Genomic DNA, 17,676 nt, shown 5'->3' with positions numbered 1-17,676 from the left:
ATCACGCGGCGCGTGGTCATCGCCTCGTGCATGTCGTGCGAATCGGTGGCGCGTCGGGCTGGGACGTAGCGCGCGGCGCTGCCTTTCTCGGGGCGCTGCGGGGACCGGCCAGACGGCTAAAGCGAGCTACCTCGGGACCGGTGGTCCGTGCTGCCGGAACCGGGGATTTCGAGGAGACGGGAACTGTCCCCGGAAATGAGAAAGGGCTTAGCGATTTCTCGCTAAGCCCTTGAATTCGAATGGTGGGCGTGACAGGGATTGAACCTGTGACCCCTACGATGTCAACGTAGTGCTCTCCCGCTGAGCTACACGCCCATCCGATGTCGGCGCATAGACCACAAAACCCTCAGCCGCGTCAATAGCTTTTGTGAAGCTTTTTTGTGCGAAAGTTTTGCGGTCTTTTCCGCGCCTTACGCGGCCAGCATCTTGTTGACTTCGTCAACGAGGTCGCGCAGGTGGAAAGGCTTGGACAGGACCTTGGCGTCCTTCGGAGCCTTGGAATCCGGGTTCAGGGCTACGGCTGCAAAGCCGGTGATGAACATCACCTTCAGATCGGGATCGAGTTCGGTCGCGCGCCGCGCGAGTTCGATGCCGTCCATTTCCGGCATGACGATATCGGTCAGAAGCAGGGAGAACGGTTCTTCACGCAGCCTGTCGTACGCGCTGGCGCCGTTGTCGTACGACGTAACTTTATAGCCCGCCTTTTCGAGTGCCTTCACGAGGAAGCGGCGCATATCGTTGTCGTCTTCGGCGAGGAGAATTTTTGGATGCATGTAGTTGAAGGCCGTTAATAAATGTTTCTAGAGCCCTGGGGCGATTCTGGTAGGAAACCGCATCCCGGTAAATATCCGGTGAATGTGGCAAAGCAAGGCCCAGATCCAGGTCGCGCGCAGTATGGACACGGCGCGCCTGCGCTGGCAACATAGATCAACAGATCAGTTTGCGACATGGTAAAAAAGGACCGCGATGGCGCCGGACCTCAGCGAAAACAGCCTCTTCGAAGTCCTGGAACCCGTTTCGCAGCACCTTCCTCTCGTCTTCAACTCACCCCACAGCGGACGAAGATATCCACAGGGATTCGTCGAACAGTCGCGTCTGGACGCGCTTTCGCTTCGCCGTTCGGAAGATCACTACGTGGATGAGCTGTTCGCAGCGGCGCCGGAGCTCGGCGCGCCCCTGCTTTGCGCGCACTTCCCGCGGGCGTTCCTCGACGTCAATCGCGAGCCCTACGAACTCGATCCGCGCATGTTCGACGGATCGCTGCCTCCCTATGCGAACGTCAGCTCGATGCGGGTTGCAGGTGGTCTCGGCACGGTTCCGCGCGTGGTCGCCGAAAACATGGAGATCTACCAGCGCCGCCTGCCTGTCTCCGAGGCGCTCGACAGGGTCGAAAACATCTACAAGCCCTACCATTCCTGCCTGAGGGCGCTGGTCGTGCGGACGCATGTCGCCTTCGGCTTCGCCGTGCTGGTCGACTGCCATTCGATGCCGGGCAACATACGCGTGTCCGGCAGCGGCGAACGTCCCGACTTCATAATCGGCGATCGCTACGGCACCAGCGCGTCCGCGGAGCTTTCCCGCACCGCCATGGAACTGCTCGAGGAGCTGGGCTTCAGCGTCGTGCGCAACAAGCCCTATGCCGGCGGCTTCATTACCGAGCACTACGGCCGGCCGGCACGCGGCCTGCATGCCTTGCAGATCGAGGTCAATCGCGGTCTCTACGTGAACGAGACGACACTGCAGAAAAAGCCCGAGTTCGCCTTCGTGCAAAGCAACATCACTGCTTTTCTCACCAGCTTCTGCGAGTACGTGGAGAAATTCTCGGCCGATCGGGCCCTTGCCGCCGAATAGGCGCGCCAGCATTCGCTTCCCGCAATCACCGGCAAAAAAAACCGCGCTGTGTGCGCGGTTGAGTCTAGGGAGGAAACACCCAAGGAGGGTATTTACAGCCACGAGTGACTGTAAGAAAAGATTAATGTTGCGGCGCACAATTGTCAAGCGCATGTGCGAAGGATTTTTGCCAGCGTTAAATTAGTTTCTCCGGAGTGAACTGCAGCGACGGAGAAGCCCGCGAGAGGACAGGCGAAGGAATGAGGCTACTCCCGGTTTCGTTTTGCGAGGCGATGCTTTAAGGAAGGCGCAAATCCACGCCGACAGAGATCCAGATGCTTCCCGATCGTACCTTCTTCGACATGCTTGCCGACGCCGCCAAGGCCGAGACGCTTCCCCGTTTCCGCGTCGGTGCCGATATCGTCAACAAGGAGGCCGGCGGCTTCGATCCCGTGACCGAGGGCGACCGGGCCGCCGAAACCGCGATCAGGGTTCTGATCGAAAAGCATTTTCCTGACCATGGCATTCTCGGCGAGGAACACGGTTCCGTCGGTCTCGACCGCGAGTACGTCTGGGTCATCGATCCGATCGACGGCACGCGCGCCTTTATCTCGGGCGTACCGGTCTGGGGCACGCTGATCGGCCTCTACCGGAACGGCAAGGCCGTGATGGGCCTCGTCGACCAGCCCTTTACGGGCGAGCGCTATTTCGCAGACGGCACTCGGTCGCACTATAGAGGACCCGACGGATCACGCGTTCTGTCGACGCGGTCCTGCAATGCGCTCTCCGACGCGATCATGTTCACGACGTCGCCGCATCTCTTCACCGATAGCCGCAAGACCCGTTTCGAAGCGGTGCAGGAAAAGGTCCGGCTCTCTCGCTACGGCTGCGACTGCTACGCCTATGCGCTCCTTGCCGCAGGCCACATCGATCTCGTGGTGGAATGCGAGCTCAAGGCCTACGACGTCGGCGGGCTCATCCCGGTGATCGAGCAGGCGGGTGGGATCATCACGTCCTGGGACGGCGGACCGGCCGAGATGGGCGGCGAAATCGTCGCTGCCGGCAGCCGCGAATTGCACGAACAGGCCATGGCGTTGCTGAAGGCGTAAGCCAAACGGCCTGTCGTCCGTCGGCGAAGGCCGGGCGGGCGCTTTTTCTACAGGCCGAGTTCCGATTCTTCGATATCGCTGCCAGGAATGAAGGCCTCGATTGCGGCCATCGCCTGGCCGCGCAGCCTGTCGGTTTCCTGGAACAGCTCGTGTCTTGCGCCGTCGATCTCGATGAGGCGCGCAGCACGGAAGTTGCGGGCGAGCGAACCGACCACGCTTCTCGGTACGATGGGATCCGCCGTGGCGCAGAGAAGAAGCGTCGGGATATGGATGCGCGTCAGGTGATCCTGATTGCGGACCCGGGCCATGACCTTCAGCGTCTCGTTCAGCCAGTTCGCCGTCGGATGGCCGACCGCGAGTTCGGGATGCTCGCGAAGGATCGCGCAGTTGCGGGTGAAGCGGGCGCGGTCGCTCGTGAGCGCGTTGCCTTCGAAGGCCGGCAGTCCGGCTTCCCGCCGGAAGGTCCTGCCCCCGAAACCGAAGAGCGATGCGAGCCGGGAGATGACGGTGATCGAGCGCTGGCTCATCACCTGACCGGCGATTGCGATGAACGGCGAGGTCAGCACCATCCGCTCGATGCGATTGGCAAGCCGCGGAGCGAGCGAGAGCGACACCAGGGCACCGGTCGAGTGGGCCACGATGAAGAAGGGCAGGCGCGTATCGGGCAGCACGACCCGGTCGATGAAGCGCAGCAGGTCTTCCTCGTAGTCGGCGAAGCGGCGGATGTGTCCATACGGCTTGCTGGCGATGAGACGGTCGGAGGCGCCCTGGCCGCGCCAGTCGAACGTGGCGACCCAGAGCCCCCTGGATGTCAGGTCGCGGATCGTCTCGAAATACTTCTCGATGGATTCGTTGCGGCCATGAACGAGGATGACCGTGCCCTTGGCCTTGGCGCCCTTGCCGCGGAAAACGGCATAGCGGACCTTCGCGCCTCGTGTTCCCTCGAAGAACCCTGCGAAATGATTGTCCGGAACGGGATTGTCGGTCGTGGCGTGGAGGATCGAATCCATGGGGTGCGGGGATCTCGGCGGGCTTTGACCACAAATGGATAGGGCGCGCATCCCGCGGCGTCAAAGAAAAAAGCCGGATGCACGCTACGCGGGGACGTGAGAACGTGCATACCGGCCCGAATTGACCGGCGAGAAGGGACGATGCTCTCCGGTCGCGGAAGCTTGCGGGCTTCCGATGGTCAAGTTCTACCAGGGCGAGCCTGAACGGCTCCAGAAGCCGCCGTTCAGCTAGGGTTCACCTTGAAGAAAGGCCAGGGGTCTTGACGTGGTTTTCACGCATACCCATCTCTTGGTCACGGGCGCCGAAAGGGCTCGTCCAAGGACACCTGTCGCCAACATAGGGGCAGTTGTCCGGAATGAACCGGTACCGCGCTCTCAGGAAATCGGGCGTCGGCACCATGCAGACAGCAACCCGTCGCTCACAGGAGGACACTATGCGTCACGTTGATTTCTCCCCCCTTTACCGCTCCACCGTCGGCTTCGACCGTCTCTTCACCATGTTGGACAGCCTTGGCCAGCCCGACCAGGCACAGACCTATCCGCCGTACAACATCGAACGGACCGGCGAGAACGCCTATCGCATCACCATGGCCGTCGCAGGCTTCGATGAGAGCGAGCTTTCGATCGAGGCGCGCGAGCACGCGCTGACGGTCAAGGGCGAAAAGGCCGAAGAGTCCGCCGAGGAAAGCCAGTTCCTCTATCGCGGCATTGCGAAACGGGCCTTCGAGCGCCGCTTCCAACTCGCCGACCACGTGGAAATTCGCTCGGCTTCGCTGAAGAACGGCCTGCTTCACATCGACCTCGTGCGCGAAATTCCCGAGGCGATGAAGCCCCGGAAGATCGAGATCGCCGCCGGCAGCGCGCAGCCGAAGCAGATCGAAGCCCAGTCGGCTTAAGTCTTCATCGGTGCGGACGAAGTCTCGTCCCGCCAAGCCTGACAATGGTCAAATTAGCGACGGCGCCCCATGGGGCGCCGTTTTTCATTGTGCGGGAGCGGGCTCGCCGAGTGCGGCCCGGGCGTTCGCTGCCGCGTACTTCTGCGCCAGCACGGCACACACGATAAGCTGGATCTGGTGGAACAGCATCAGGGGCAGGACGATGGCGCCGATGCTCTGTCCGGCGAAGATGGCGCTCGCCATCGGAACGCCACTGGCCAGGCTCTTCTTGGACCCGCAGAAGACGATTGCGATCCGGTCCTCGCGCGAAAATCCGAGAAGCCTGCTGCCGAGGGCGGTTACCACCAGCACGATCGCGAGGATGGCGATATCCGCGATTACGACAGTTGCGATGTCGTGGAGCGAGATCGAATGCCAGAGGCCCTCGGTCACCGATTCGCTGAACGCCAGGTAGACGACCATCAGGATCGAGCCGCGGTCGACGGGCATGAGCAGCTTCTTGCGGGCGCGGATCCAGTCGCCGATCCAGGGCTGCAGCACCTGGCCGAGAAGGAAGGGCACCAGAAGCTGCAGAAGGATCTGCTCCAGCGCGTCCAGCGAAAAGCCGCCCTGTCCGGCTCCGGCCGTGAAGAGCAGACCCACGAGGAGCGGGGTCAGGAACATACCGAAAATATTGGACGCCGAAGCGGAGCAGATCGCCGCCGGGACATTCCCTCCGGCCATGGAGGTAAAGGCGATCGAGGACTGCACCGTCGAGGGCAGCACGCAGATGAACAGGATCCCTGCATAGAGAGCCGGCGGAATGACATCGAGATAGCCGAGGCCGATGCCGATCAGCGGGAATATGCCGAAGGTGGTGGCGAGAATGACGAGGTGCAGCCGCCAGTGCAGTATGCCTGCGACCACGACATCGCGCGAGAGCCGCGAGCCGTGAAGGAAGAACAGAAGGGCGATCGCGCATTTGGTGGCGACGGAGAACCACGCCGCCGGTTCTCCGCTGACGGGCAGCACCGAGGCGATCGCTACGGTCAGAACCAGCAGTATAGTAAAGGTGTCGGGTAGGAACCGTCGCACTGTCTCATCTCCGCAATCAACGTCTTCTTCCCGATCGCTTATTGCGATATGAAATGCAAGGAATAACAGTTATCGCGAAATTGGATTGGCCATGCTGGATCTCGTGCACCTGCGCAGCTTCGTCGCCCTGGAGCAGACGGGCAGTTTTACACGCGCCGCAGCCAAGCTCGGGCTTGGCCAGTCGACGGTCAGCCAGCACCTGCAGCGGCTGGAGGCATCGGTCGGACGGCGGCTCGTCTCCCGTGACACCCACACCCTGTCGCTGACCCCGGACGGAGAAGCGCTGATCGGCCATGCACGCCGGATGCTGGCGATCGACGGCGAGGTGTCGGCACTCTTCGCCAAGGAAGGACTGCGCGGCCGGCTGAGGCTGGGTGTTTCGGAGGACTACGTGACCAATCGCCTGTCGGCGGTCATCGAGGACATCATCAGGGCGCATCCCTCTGTCGATCTGGAGCTGACGGTGGCGCTCAGCGGCACACTCTACCAGATGCAGGACAATGGGGAGATCGACCTGGTCCTAGCCAAACGCCGGCTGGGGGATAGCCGGGGGCGGCTCGTCTACCGGGAAGCGCTCGTCTGGCTCGCGCGCGATCCAGAGGCGGTTTTGGCGCCGGGGACATCACTGTCGCTGATCGCCTTTCCGCCGCCGAGCATCACCCGCGGCATCGCCATCGAGGTGCTGGACCGGGCACATATTCCGTGGCGCATCGTCTGCACCTGCAGCAGCCTGAGCGGGCTGACGGCCGTGGCCCGCGCCGGAATGGGGGTACTGGTCCAACCGAGAAGCATGGCGCCCGCGGGGCTGAGGGAGGTGCCGGAAGGTCGCCTGCCGATGCTCGAGGACGTGGAATTCGTTCTCGTACCGCGCCGGGGTGCCGACAGCGCACTGGCAGCGGCGCTGTCGGAGGAGTTGCTTGCCAAACTCAGGGCCGTCTGACAGCCTTTCTGCTGTCCCCGACTGATATCAGAGCGTCGCGAGGAAGGCGTCGACGTCTTCCGGACGGGTCGCGAAGCTGGTGACGAGGCGGATCATCGTCTCATCCTCGGCCATCGTCCGCTTCACGTGCTCCGGCGGATGCCAGTCGTAGAAGACGGCCCCCTTCGCATGGAGCGCCTTTATCCTTTCGTTGCGAACGATGGCAAAGACCTCATTCGAGCCCGTTTGCCAGGCGAGGCGCGCACTGGCCGCGGCGGCGATGCCCTTGGCGAGCCGGCTCGCCATCTCGTTCGAATGACCGGCCAGCTCCAGCCAGAGCCCGTCGCGGAAATAGGCCTCGAACTGCGCGGCAATGAAGCGCGATTTCGAAAAGAGCTGCGCTGAGCGCTTGCGCAGATAGTGCATCTCGCGCGCCTTCGCTGTGTCGAACAGGACGAGCGCCTCGGCGCACCAGCAGCCGTTCTTCGTGCCGCCGAAGGAAAGGATGTCGACACCACGCTTCCAGGTCATCTCCGCCGGCGTCGTGCCGAGCGTAGCAAGGGCGTTCGCGAAGCGCGCGCCGTCCATGTGGAGAGGCAGCTTCACGTCATGGGCAACGGCGCCGATGGCGGCAATCTCGTCGAGCGTATAGACGGTGCCGGCCTCAGTTGCCTGGGTCATGGTCACGGCCATCGGCTGGCCGCCGTGGACGAAGTCAGGCGGAAAGCGTGCAATCGCCGCGGCAAGCGCATGCGGATCCATCTTGCCGTCGATGCCTTGCACAGTGGTGAGCTTCGCACCGGTGGCGAAGAATTCGGGCGCATTGCACTCGTCGACGTTCACGTGGGCTTCGTGGTGGCAGAAGATCTGACCGCCGGGACGGTTGAAGCTCGCGAGCGCGAGCGAATTGGCTGCCGTTCCGGTCGCCACGAAGAAGACTGCGACGTCATGCTCGAAGATTTCGGAGAAGGTCCGCTCGACGGCCTTGTCGAGATCGCTGGTGCCGTAGGCGGCGGCAAAACCTCCGGCCGCGTCCGTAAGGCTCTGGGCAATGCGGGGATGGGCGCCCGCCCAGTTGTCAGAGGCAAAATGCATGCTTTCAATCCGGCATCGGCCGGCTCCGGTTGTGATCGGTGCGGACCTTAGAACCACGGAAGTTCAAATGGAACCTTTCCACCGGAGTGAATCTTGCGCGGGGGAGTGCCGGTGACCAGAGGGGCTTCGGAGCCGCCGTCTGGCGAAACGCGATTTTTGAAATTTCCGGATAGTCAGATGGCTCTAAAACGTAATAAAATTTCAAGATCCCCAAAGAAGCGGTAATCTTTCGTCCTTTCATATTAATATTTTGGACATGTCCTCTTGCGATCGCAATTCGTTTCTGGCATAGAGCCTACGAAATAGGACAGTCATGCTGTCCTATTTCGGTCGAACAGGCCGAAAGCGCGACGAACTGCTCCCCGGAGAGGTTGTCGCGATACTCCGCAAGGGCGCCGATCGCGAGCGATCCGGACGATTTGCGAGGTGTGCGGCCTTCGATGATTTCTGCCTGATCGGGCGAAGCTTAGGTTTGCGGCTGGATCAGGATCATGCAACGATAACGCCCGCGGGGCCGGATTGCGAGGACGCACCCGGTCGGCACGCGGGCGAAAGCCTGCCCGCAGTATGCCGGGCGCACAGGAGGGACGACTATGACGGATTTTGCGTCGAAGAGTTTTGGTTTGAACCGCGCGCAGACGACTGCGACGGACGCCAAGACGACGGCGCTCCGAACGGGTCTCCCGAAACGGCAGGGTCTCTACGATCCGCGCAACGAACATGACGCCTGCGGCGTCGGCTTCGTCGCGCATCTCAAGGGCGAGAAGTCGCACCAGATCGTCAAGGACGGGCTGTTCATGCTCGAAAACCTGACGCATCGCGGCGCCGTCGGTGCCGACCCGCTCATGGGCGATGGTGCGGGTCTTCTCGTACAGATTCCGGACCGCTTCTTCCGCGAGGAAATGGCAAAGCAGGGCGTCACTCTGCCGAAGGCCGGCGAATATGCCGTCGGGCATATTTTCATGCCGCAGGACGATGCGCTGATTTCGCATTTCAAGAAGGTCATCGCCGACGTCGTCGCCGAGGAAGGCCAGGTCCTGCTCGGATACCGCGATGTCCCGGTCGACAACTCCTCGCTCTCCAAGGCACCGGACATCGTCGCCACGGAACCGCGCCACGTGCAGGTCTTCATCGGCGCCGGCCGCGATGCGGCGACGAACGCCGAATTCGAACGGCGTCTCTTCACACTGCGCAAGGTCATCTCGAACCGCATTTACGACGAGTACAAGGGCGAGGAGAGCAACTTCTATCCCGTGTCGCTCTCGTCCTCGACCGTGGTCTACAAGGGCATGTTCCTCGCCTACCAGGTGGGGGCATACTATAAGGACCTCTCCGACCCGCGCTTCGAGTCCGCGGTGGCACTGGTGCACCAGCGCTTCTCGACCAACACCTTCCCGTCGTGGAAGCTGGCGCATCCCTACCGGATGGTGGCGCACAACGGCGAGATCAACACGCTGCGCGGCAACGTGAACTGGATGGCGGCCCGCCAGGCCTCGGTCTCCTCTCCGCTTTTCGGCGAAGACATTTCGAAGCTGTGGCCGATCTCCTACGAGGGACAGTCGGACACGGCCTGTTTTGATAATGCGCTCGAGTTCCTGGTGCGGGGCGGCTATTCCATGGCCCATGCGGTCATGATGCTGATCCCCGAAGCCTGGGCCGGCAACCAGCTGATGGCGTCCCAGCGCAAGGCCTTCTACGAATACCATGCGGCCCTGATGGAGCCGTGGGACGGTCCGGCCGCGGTCGCCTTCACCGACGGCAAGCAGATCGGCGCGACGCTCGACCGCAACGGCCTCCGGCCGGCGCGCTACATCGTCACCAGCGACGACCGGGTCATCATGGCATCCGAAGCGGGCGTGCTGCCCGTCGACGAAGACAAGATCGTCACCAAGTGGCGGCTGCAGCCGGGCAAGATGCTGCTGATCGACATGGAGAAGGGGCGCATCATCTCCGACGAGGAGGTGAAGTCCGAGCTCGCCTCGAAGCACCCCTATCGTACATGGCTCGACAACACGCAGCTCATCCTGGAGGACCTTCGTCCGGTCGAGCCCCGCGCGCTTCGCCGCGACGTGTCTCTGCTCGACCGCCAGCAGGCCTTCGGCTACACGATCGAGGACACCAAGCTCCTGATGTCGCCGATGGCGACCACCGGGCAGGAGGCGATCGGCTCCATGGGCACCGATACGCCGATCTCGGCGATGTCGGACAAGACCAAGCTGCTTTATACCTATTTCAAGCAGAACTTCGCGCAGGTCACCAACCCGCCGATCGACCCGATCCGCGAGGAGCTGGTGATGAGCCTCGTGTCCTTCATCGGGCCGCGGCCGAACATCCTGGATCATGAAGGTGCGGCCCATGCCAAGCGCATGGAAGTGCGCCAGCCGATCCTGACCAACGGCGACCTCGAGAAGATCCGTTCCATCGGTCACACGGAAGACCGTTTCGACACCAAGACGCTCGACTTCACCTATGATGTCTCGCGTGGCGCCGAAGGCATGCCGGAAATCCTGGAGCGTCTCTGTGAGCGCGCCGAGGCTGCGGTCAAGGGCGGCTACAACATCATCGTGCTCTCCGACCGCCAGGTGGGTCCGGACCGCGTGGCAATCCCGGCGCTGCTGGCAACCGCTGCGGTTCACCACCACCTGATCCGCAAGGGGCTTCGTACCTCGGTCGGCCTCGTCGTCGAAACCGGCGAACCGCGTGAAATCCATCACTTCTGCTGTCTCGCCGGCTACGGGGCCGAGGCGATCAACCCGTACCTCGCCTTCGATACGCTGCTCGACATGCACAAGCGCGGCGAGTTCCCGAAGGAGGTCGACGCCGAGGAAGTCGTCTACCGCTACATCAAGGCGGTGGGTAAGGGCATTCTCAAGGTCATGTCCAAGATGGGCATCTCGACCTACCAGTCCTATTGCGGCGCCCAGATCTTCGACGCGATCGGTCTGTCGTCCAAGCTGGTCGATGCGTATTTCTTCGGAACGGCGACCACCATCGAGGGGATTGGCCTCGAGGAGATCGCAGCCGAGACCTATGCCCGCCACAAGGCTGCCTTCGGCCGCGACCCGCTCCTGACGAACACGCTCGATATCGGCGGCGAATACGCCTACCGCATGCGCGGAGAAGGGCATGCCTGGACGCCAGACGTCGTGGCCTCGCTCCAGCACGCGGTGCGCGGGAACGCACAGGACCGGTATGCGGAATTCTCCGAGCTGGTGAACGCCTCGTCGCTGCGCATGAACACGATCCGCGGCCTGTTTTCCATCAAGGACGCCGAGGCGGCCGGGCGCAAGCCTGTGCCAGTCGAGGAAGTGGAACCCGCCTCCGAGATCGTGAAGCGCTTCTCGACGGGCGCCATGTCCTTCGGCTCGATCAGCCGCGAGGCGCACACCACCCTTGCGATCGCCATGAACCGGATCGGCGGAAAGTCGAACACCGGTGAGGGCGGCGAGGAAGCGGATCGCTATGCCCCGCTTGCCAACGGCGCGATGAACCCGGAACGCTCCGCGATCAAGCAGGTCGCTTCCGGCCGGTTCGGCGTGACGACCGACTACCTCGTCAATGCCGACGTCCTGCAGATCAAGGTCGCCCAGGGAGCCAAGCCCGGCGAAGGCGGTCAGCTGCCCGGCCACAAGGTCGATGCGACGATTGCGAAGACCCGTCACTCCACCCCGGGTGTCGGCCTCATCTCGCCGCCGCCGCACCATGACATCTATTCGATCGAGGATCTGGCACAGCTGATCTTCGACCTGAAGAACGTCAATCCGGAAGCGGACATCTCGGTCAAGCTGGTCTCCGAAGTCGGTGTCGGTACCGTCGCCGCGGGCGTCGCCAAGGCGCGCGCGGACCACATCACCGTCGCCGGCTTCGACGGTGGCACGGGCGCTTCGCCGCTCACCTCGCTGAAGCACGCCGGCAGCCCGTGGGAGATCGGCCTTGCCGAAACCCACCAGACGCTGGTGCTGAATGGCCTCAGATCGCGCATCGCGCTGCAGGTCGACGGCGGGCTCAAGACCGGCCGCGACGTCATCATCGGGGCTCTGCTCGGCGCCGACGAGTTCGGCTTCGCGACTGCGCCGCTGATCGCTGCCGGCTGTATAATGATGCGCAAGTGTCATCTCAACACCTGTCCCGTCGGTGTCGCGACACAGGATCCGGTTCTGCGCAAGCGCTTCAAGGGCGCCCCTGAACATGTGGTCAACTACTTCTTCTTCGTTGCGGAAGAGGTGCGCGAAATCCTTGCCTCGCTCGGCGTGCGCAAGCTGGACGACATCATCGGTGCGTCCGGACTCCTCGACAAGGACCGCATGGTCGCGCACTGGAAGGCGCAGGGCCTCGACTTCAGCCGCATCTTCCACAAGGTCGATGCGCCGAAGGAAGAGACCTACTGGACGACCCGGCAGAACCACCCGATCTCCGACGTCCTCGACCGCAAGCTGATCGAACTGGCGATGCCGTCGCTTGAATCCAAGACGCCGACCGCCTTCGAAGTGGACATCAGGAACGTCGACCGTTCCGCGGGCGCGATGCTCTCGGGCGCGGTTGCGAAGCGCTATGGCCACAAGGGGCTGAAGGACGACACGATCTCGGTCAAGTTGCACGGCACGGCCGGTCAGTCCTTCGCCGCCTTCCTGGCGCGGGGCGTCACCTTCGACCTCATCGGCGCGGGCAACGACTATGTGGGCAAGGGTCTTTCGGGTGGCCGCATAGTCGTGCGTCCTCCGGAGAACTCCAAGATCGTGGCGCATGAATCGATCATCGTCGGCAACACCGTGCTTTACGGTGCCATCGCGGGCGAGTGCTACTTCAACGGCGTGGCCGGCGAGCGTTTCGCCGTGCGCAACTCCGGCGCGGTGGCGGTTGTCGAAGGCGTGGGCGACCACGGCTGCGAATACATGACCGGGGGTGTCGTCGTGGTCATCGGCCAGACGGGCCGTAACTTCGCGGCCGGTATGTCCGGCGGCGTTGCCTACGTGCTCGACGAAGCCGGCGATTTCGCCCGCCGCTGCAACATGGCGATGGTCGAGCTGCAGCCGGTACCGGAAGAGGACGACATGCTCGAGAAGCTGCACCATCATGGCGGCGATCTCATGCACAAGGGCATGGTCGACGTTTCCGGCGACATGACGCGGCATGACGAGGAACGGCTTTACCAGCTGATCTCCAATCACCTGCACTACACCGGTTCTCCCCGGGCCAAGGAAATCCTGGACAACTGGGCAGACTTCCGGCCGAAGTTCCGCAAGGTGATGCCGGTCGAGTACCGCAGGGCGCTCGAAGACATGGAACGGATGAAAATGGCGGAAGCGGCCGAGTAACCCGGCCCCCGCATGCGTGCCCCTGGTCGAGGACGATCGGGGGCATTCCACGCGCCCGCAAGGGCGCCTGTCGAGACACGCTTAGATCAGGATACAGCAATGGGTAAGGTTACAGGTTTCATGGAAATCGATCGGCAGGTTGCGAAGTACCAGCCGGCTTCGGATCGTATTCGTCATTTCCGCGAATTCACGATCCCCATGTCGGACCAGGAAGTTCAGAAGCAGGCGGCACGCTGCATGGATTGCGGCATTCCCTACTGTCATGGCCCGACCGGTTGTCCGGTGCACAACCAGATTCCGGACTGGAACGATCTCATCTACAACGGCAACTGGGAAGAGGCGATCCGCAACCTGCACTCGACCAACAATTTCCCGGAGTTCACCGGCCGCGTATGCCCGGCACCCTGCGAGGAAGCCTGCACGCTGAACCTCGAAGATATGCCCGTGGCGATCAAGACGGTCGAGCAGGCGATCGCCGACAAGGCCTACGAGATGGGCTACATCGTGCCGCAGCCGGCGACGGTCAAGACCGGCAAGCGGGTCGCGGTCATCGGTTCCGGTCCTTCGGGGCTTGCGGCGGCTCAACAGCTTGCCCGTGCCGGTCACGAGGTTCACGTCTATGAGCGTGAATCGAAGGCGGGCGGCCTGCTGCGTTACGGCATTCCGGACTTCAAGATGGAGAAGAACTTCATCGATCGCCGCGTCGAGCAGATGAAGGGCGAAGGCGTGACGTTCCATTGCGGCGTCAACATCGGCGTCGACAAGCCGATGGACGAGCTTCTCGCGGAGCATGACGCCGTGCTTTACTGCGGCGGCTCCGAGACGCCGCGCGACGCCGGCATTCCGGGCGTGGATTTCGCCGGCGTTCACGATGCCATGCCATATCTCGTTCAGCAGAACCGTCGCGTCGGCCGCGAAAACGTCGACAGCGTCGGCTGGCCCTCGGACCCGATCCTTGCCGGCGGCAAGCACGTGGTCGTTGTCGGCGGCGGCGATACGGCGTCGGACTGCGTCGGCACGGCGTTCCGCCAGGGCGCGGTCAAGGTGACCCAGCTCGACATCCGCCCGCAGCCTCCCGAGAAGGAAGACAAGCTTGCGGTATGGCCGTTCTGGGCCACGAAGATGCGGACTTCCTCGTCGCAGGCAGAAGGCGCCGTGCGCGAGTTCCAGGTCGGTACGCTCGAATTCGTCGGCGAGGACGGCATCCTGACGGGTGTGAAGTGCTGCCAGGTCGACGAGCGCCGCAAGCCGATCGCCGGCACGGAGTTCATCATCAAGGCCGATCTCGCCTTCATCGCGATCGGCTTCCGCGGCCCGTTCACGGACAGCGTGCTGCAGGATCTCGGCGACAAGCTGGCGATCAACACCGACAAGCGCGGCTCGTCCAACGTCATCGCCAACGACCGCGACTACCAGACCTCGGTGGAAAAGCTCTGGGCAGCAGGCGACGTCCGCCGCGGCCAGTCGCTCGTGGTCTGGGCGATCCGTGAAGGCCGCCAGGCGGCTCGCGCGATCGATGAAACGCTGATGGGAACAACCACGCTCCCGCAGTAAAACCATGCGGGATGGCTCGGCGTATGCGGAGCCATCCCTTCAATCGGCCGTTGGCCGATTGGTCAGACCCCGGCCCAAAGCGGGGCGCGATCCCTCGGGTTCGCTGACGACGCTGGCGCAATTCCAGAGACGTTGCGTCCGGAAATACTCCGGATCCTTGTTTTCGCACACGTTCTGCCCCGGAAGAGGCGATCACCTCTGGAAGACGGGCTTGCGATTTCGCTTTTCGGACATTCCGTGAAGCGCCTTGCCGGACATGCTCCAGGCAAGGCTACTGGCGCAGAACCTTCGTCAAATCGTCGACGTTCTTCGCGGTGTCCGAGGATGGCTTGGTCTTGTCCAGCCTGAAATCGTCGACGCGGCCCGCAGGCGCCGGCTGTACCTCACCCCTGTCGACCAGCAGTTCGCGGGGGCTCTTGCCGGTTCCCTTCTCCGGGGCACTGCTTCCGAGCAGCACCGCGCCGCCGTCGAGTTCCGGATCGGTCAGGCTGATCGGCTGAGTCTTGATGATTTCCTCGTTCTTCAGCGGCGCCGTGACGATCAGATCCTTGAGGTCACCCGTTCCCTGGATATCGGCGCCGCTTGCGGCGGAATCGATGAGGATGCGGCGGATCTCCTTCTCGACGTAGAATGCGAGCTTTCGCTTTCCGGCCTTGGTGAAGTTGATGCCGTCCGAGCCGCGAAGACGAAGCTGCTGACCGTTGATGTCGGAGCCGGTGGTGACGAACTTGCCGTTCTCGTCGACGAAGCCGTCCCATATGTCGATGAATTCACCGCCGGCCTTCTCGCTTCCCGCGCGGTACATGTTGTTGAGCGTGATCATGTCGGCGGTCATCGAGGAGGACTGGAACGCCGGCATGCCAACCCACAACAGGGGAATCTGCCTGCTGCGCACGATTGTGGCGAGGTTCGAGACGCGCTTCTCGTATTCCGCGGTCCAGACGTCCGAGCGGAACTTCTCCTTGATTCCGGCGACTGCCATCTGCTGGCGATCGTTCGCACCGAGAGAGATCACAACCACCGCTGGCTTGAGCTCGTCGATGATGACAGGAAGTTCCGCCGGCCAATTGTGATAGTCGTCGCGCACAAGGCCCGAAGAGCCGCTTGTGCGAGCCTCGACGGAGATGCCGGGGGTCGGTTCGAAAGCCGCCACGAGGCCTTCGCCGAGGCCGTCGGCCGTGAAGTCGCCGACCACCAGCACGACCTTTGCATCGGGCAGCTTGGCAATCACGACCGGAGCCGGTTTCGTGGCGACGGCCGGCTTTGCCTTCTTCGCCCGGGGCACTGCCGCCTTGCGCTGGCGCTGCTGGATCTGTCTCTGCGGGACGACCTCACGCTTCTGGAATCCGCCGAAGAGCAGCTGGAAGATGTTTTTCCGCTGCGGGCGCTCCTGGGCGCTCGCGGGGGCCACCATGCCTAGATCGGGGACGGCAAGGGCTCCAACGACAATCAGCAAGACGATCCGCATCACGCGGCCGATCGGGTACATCAACGGCGCTCCCGCTGTCGCATGACGCGACCTAGAAAGGTGAGGAATGGCCTGCCGGGCTCATTCCTCCGTACTCCATGATGGCAGAGGGACGGGACGAGGCAAAGCGGAAAAGGTCCCTGCGCCGATCAACGGCGCAGGGCGTTCAGGAGGGTCTGGCTCGGCTGGCCGTCCGCGGCGAGGCCCATGCGGTTCTGGAACGCCTGGATCGCGGCCTTGGAACCGGAGCCGAAATTGCCGTCCACTTCACCCTCGTAGTAGCCGAGTTCCTTCAGGCGGGTCTGCAGCTCGAACTTCTCGGAAATGTCGAGGGCGCCATCCGGGCGCGGCCAGCGTTGCTTGACGCCGCCGTAGCCGGAGAGCTGGTCTGCGAGCATGCCGACGCCCATCGCGTAGGAATCCGATGCGTTGTAGCGCTTGATGACGAAGAAGTTCTTGGTCATCAGGAATGCCGGACCATTGCCGCCGCTCGGAATCTTGAGCTCGGCCCGGTCGTTCGGGAACTTGAAGCTGCCGCCGCCCGGGCGCTTGAAGCCGAGTTTCGCCCATTGCGCCAGCGTCTTCGTCTGGCCGGAATACTTGGTGCCGCCCTGCGGGATGACGGTTTCGTAACCCCAGGTCTTGCCGGGTTGCCAGCCGTTCTTGTGCAGAAGGTTCGCTGCCGTGGCCAGCGCATCGGGAACCGAGTTCCAGATGTCGCGATGGCCGTTACCATCCGCGTCGATCGCATAGAGCAGGTAGCTCGAGGGTATGAACTGGGTATGTCCCATGGCTCCGGCCCATGAGCCGGTCATCTCGGATGCGGGGACATCGCCATTCTGGATGATTTTCAAGGCGGCGATTAGCTGATTGCGCGCATATTTGGAGCGCTTTTCATCGGCGTAGGCGAGCGTTGCCAGCGCACGGGGTACGTAGTGCAACTTCTCGTCCTTGTCGAGGACCGCGCCGTAGTTCGATTCCATGGACCAGATCGCCAGGAGGATGTTCCTGTCCACTCCGAAGTGACGCTCGATCGCGGCAAGCGTACGTGCGTGCTTGCGTCCCATCTCCTGCCCGATCTTGACGGTATAGGGATTGACGCGGGAATCGAGATAATCCCAGATCTGATGCTTGAATTCCGGCTGGTAGGCCGCCTTTTCCAGCACCGTCGGATCCGGCGTCTTGACGCCTGAAAACGCCTTCTGATAGGTGGCTTTGGTGATGCCGCTCTTGGCGGCGGTCGCGTAGAAGTTCGCAATCCAGGTCTGGAAGCCGGAGTTCGCCTGCGCTGCGCCGGTCGATCCAAAGAGGCCGGCAGAGAGCAGAAGGGCCAGCGCGGAGCGGCGGAAAATATTCTTTCGATCCTGATTCATCGGCTGTCGATTCCGTTTTTCGAGTTTTCAGTT

Annotated in this window: 12 protein-coding genes and 1 tRNA gene; 6 read left to right on the top strand and 7 right to left on the bottom strand. The window is 62.8% G+C overall.

What is annotated here, in order from left to right:
• Positions 1–240 precede the first annotated feature (240 nt).
• Positions 241–315: transfer RNA gene (locus F3Y30_RS20725), tRNA-Val, on the bottom strand.
• A gap of 95 nt (positions 316–410) precedes the next feature.
• Positions 411–773, bottom strand: a complete 363-nt coding sequence (gene cpdR1, locus F3Y30_RS20720; protein WP_203424529.1) for a response regulator CpdR1 — start codon at positions 771–773, stop codon at positions 411–413.
• A gap of 193 nt (positions 774–966) precedes the next feature.
• Between cpdR1 and F3Y30_RS20715 the strand changes: the two genes are divergently transcribed.
• Positions 967–1,851, top strand: a complete 885-nt coding sequence (locus F3Y30_RS20715) for an N-formylglutamate amidohydrolase (protein WP_203424528.1) — start codon at positions 967–969, stop codon at positions 1,849–1,851.
• 314 nt (positions 1,852–2,165) lie between these two features.
• Positions 2,166–2,939: a histidinol-phosphatase gene (gene hisN, locus F3Y30_RS20710; protein ID WP_203424527.1), complete on the top strand. Its 774-nt coding sequence runs from the start codon at positions 2,166–2,168 to the stop codon at positions 2,937–2,939.
• A gap of 47 nt (positions 2,940–2,986) precedes the next feature.
• Here hisN and F3Y30_RS20705 read toward each other — a convergent pair whose 3' ends face one another.
• Positions 2,987–3,949 (bottom strand): alpha/beta hydrolase, encoded by a 963-nt coding sequence (locus tag F3Y30_RS20705; RefSeq protein WP_203424526.1) that lies wholly within the window; start codon positions 3,947–3,949, stop codon positions 2,987–2,989.
• Positions 3,950–4,383: 434 nt separating this feature from the next.
• Here F3Y30_RS20705 and F3Y30_RS20700 point away from each other — a divergent pair, with 434 nt between their 5' ends.
• Positions 4,384–4,845 carry an Hsp20 family protein gene (locus F3Y30_RS20700; RefSeq protein WP_203424525.1) on the top strand — a complete coding sequence of 154 codons (462 nt, stop codon included), beginning with the start codon at positions 4,384–4,386 and terminating at the stop codon, positions 4,843–4,845.
• An 84-nt stretch (positions 4,846–4,929) separates the two neighbouring features.
• On the opposite strand, the gene F3Y30_RS20695 is transcribed toward F3Y30_RS20700, so the two are convergent.
• Positions 4,930–5,919 (bottom strand): bile acid:sodium symporter family protein, encoded by a 990-nt coding sequence (locus tag F3Y30_RS20695; protein WP_203424524.1) that lies wholly within the window; start codon positions 5,917–5,919, stop codon positions 4,930–4,932.
• Between the two features lie 91 nt (positions 5,920–6,010).
• On the opposite strand from F3Y30_RS20695, the gene F3Y30_RS20690 reads away from it, so the two are divergent.
• Entirely contained in the window at positions 6,011–6,859 is an 849-nt protein-coding gene (locus tag F3Y30_RS20690; protein ID WP_203424523.1) for a LysR substrate-binding domain-containing protein, read from the top strand.
• A gap of 27 nt (positions 6,860–6,886) precedes the next feature.
• Here F3Y30_RS20690 and F3Y30_RS20685 read toward each other — a convergent pair whose 3' ends face one another.
• On the bottom strand, positions 6,887–7,933 hold the full coding sequence (locus tag F3Y30_RS20685; RefSeq protein WP_203424522.1) for a low specificity L-threonine aldolase: 1,047 nt from the start codon (positions 7,931–7,933) through the stop codon (positions 6,887–6,889).
• 593 nt (positions 7,934–8,526) lie between these two features.
• Between F3Y30_RS20685 and gltB the strand changes: the two genes are divergently transcribed.
• Both gltB and F3Y30_RS20675 read left to right on the top strand, forming a co-directional pair.
• Positions 8,527–13,248, top strand: a complete 4,722-nt coding sequence (gene gltB / locus F3Y30_RS20680) for a glutamate synthase large subunit (RefSeq protein ID WP_203424521.1) — start codon at positions 8,527–8,529, stop codon at positions 13,246–13,248.
• Positions 13,249–13,347: 99 nt separating this feature from the next.
• The gene (locus F3Y30_RS20675; protein WP_203424520.1) at positions 13,348–14,802 is read left to right on the top strand and encodes a glutamate synthase subunit beta; all 1,455 of its coding nucleotides are present in this window, start codon (positions 13,348–13,350) and stop codon (positions 14,800–14,802) included.
• A gap of 271 nt (positions 14,803–15,073) precedes the next feature.
• On the opposite strand, the gene F3Y30_RS20670 is transcribed toward F3Y30_RS20675, so the two are convergent.
• Positions 15,074–16,291, bottom strand: coding sequence for a DUF459 domain-containing protein (locus F3Y30_RS20670; protein WP_203424519.1), 1,218 nt, complete (start codon positions 16,289–16,291; stop codon positions 15,074–15,076).
• Positions 16,292–16,419: 128 nt separating this feature from the next.
• Positions 16,420–17,643, bottom strand: a complete 1,224-nt coding sequence (locus F3Y30_RS20665) for a lytic murein transglycosylase (protein WP_203424518.1) — start codon at positions 17,641–17,643, stop codon at positions 16,420–16,422.
• Positions 17,644–17,676: the final 33 nt, after the last annotated feature.

The sequence above is a fragment of the Sinorhizobium sp. BG8 genome (assembly GCF_016864555.1).
In the GTDB taxonomy this organism is placed as follows: domain Bacteria; phylum Pseudomonadota; class Alphaproteobacteria; order Rhizobiales; family Rhizobiaceae; genus BG8.
This window is presented reverse-complemented; position numbering and strand designations above follow the sequence as displayed.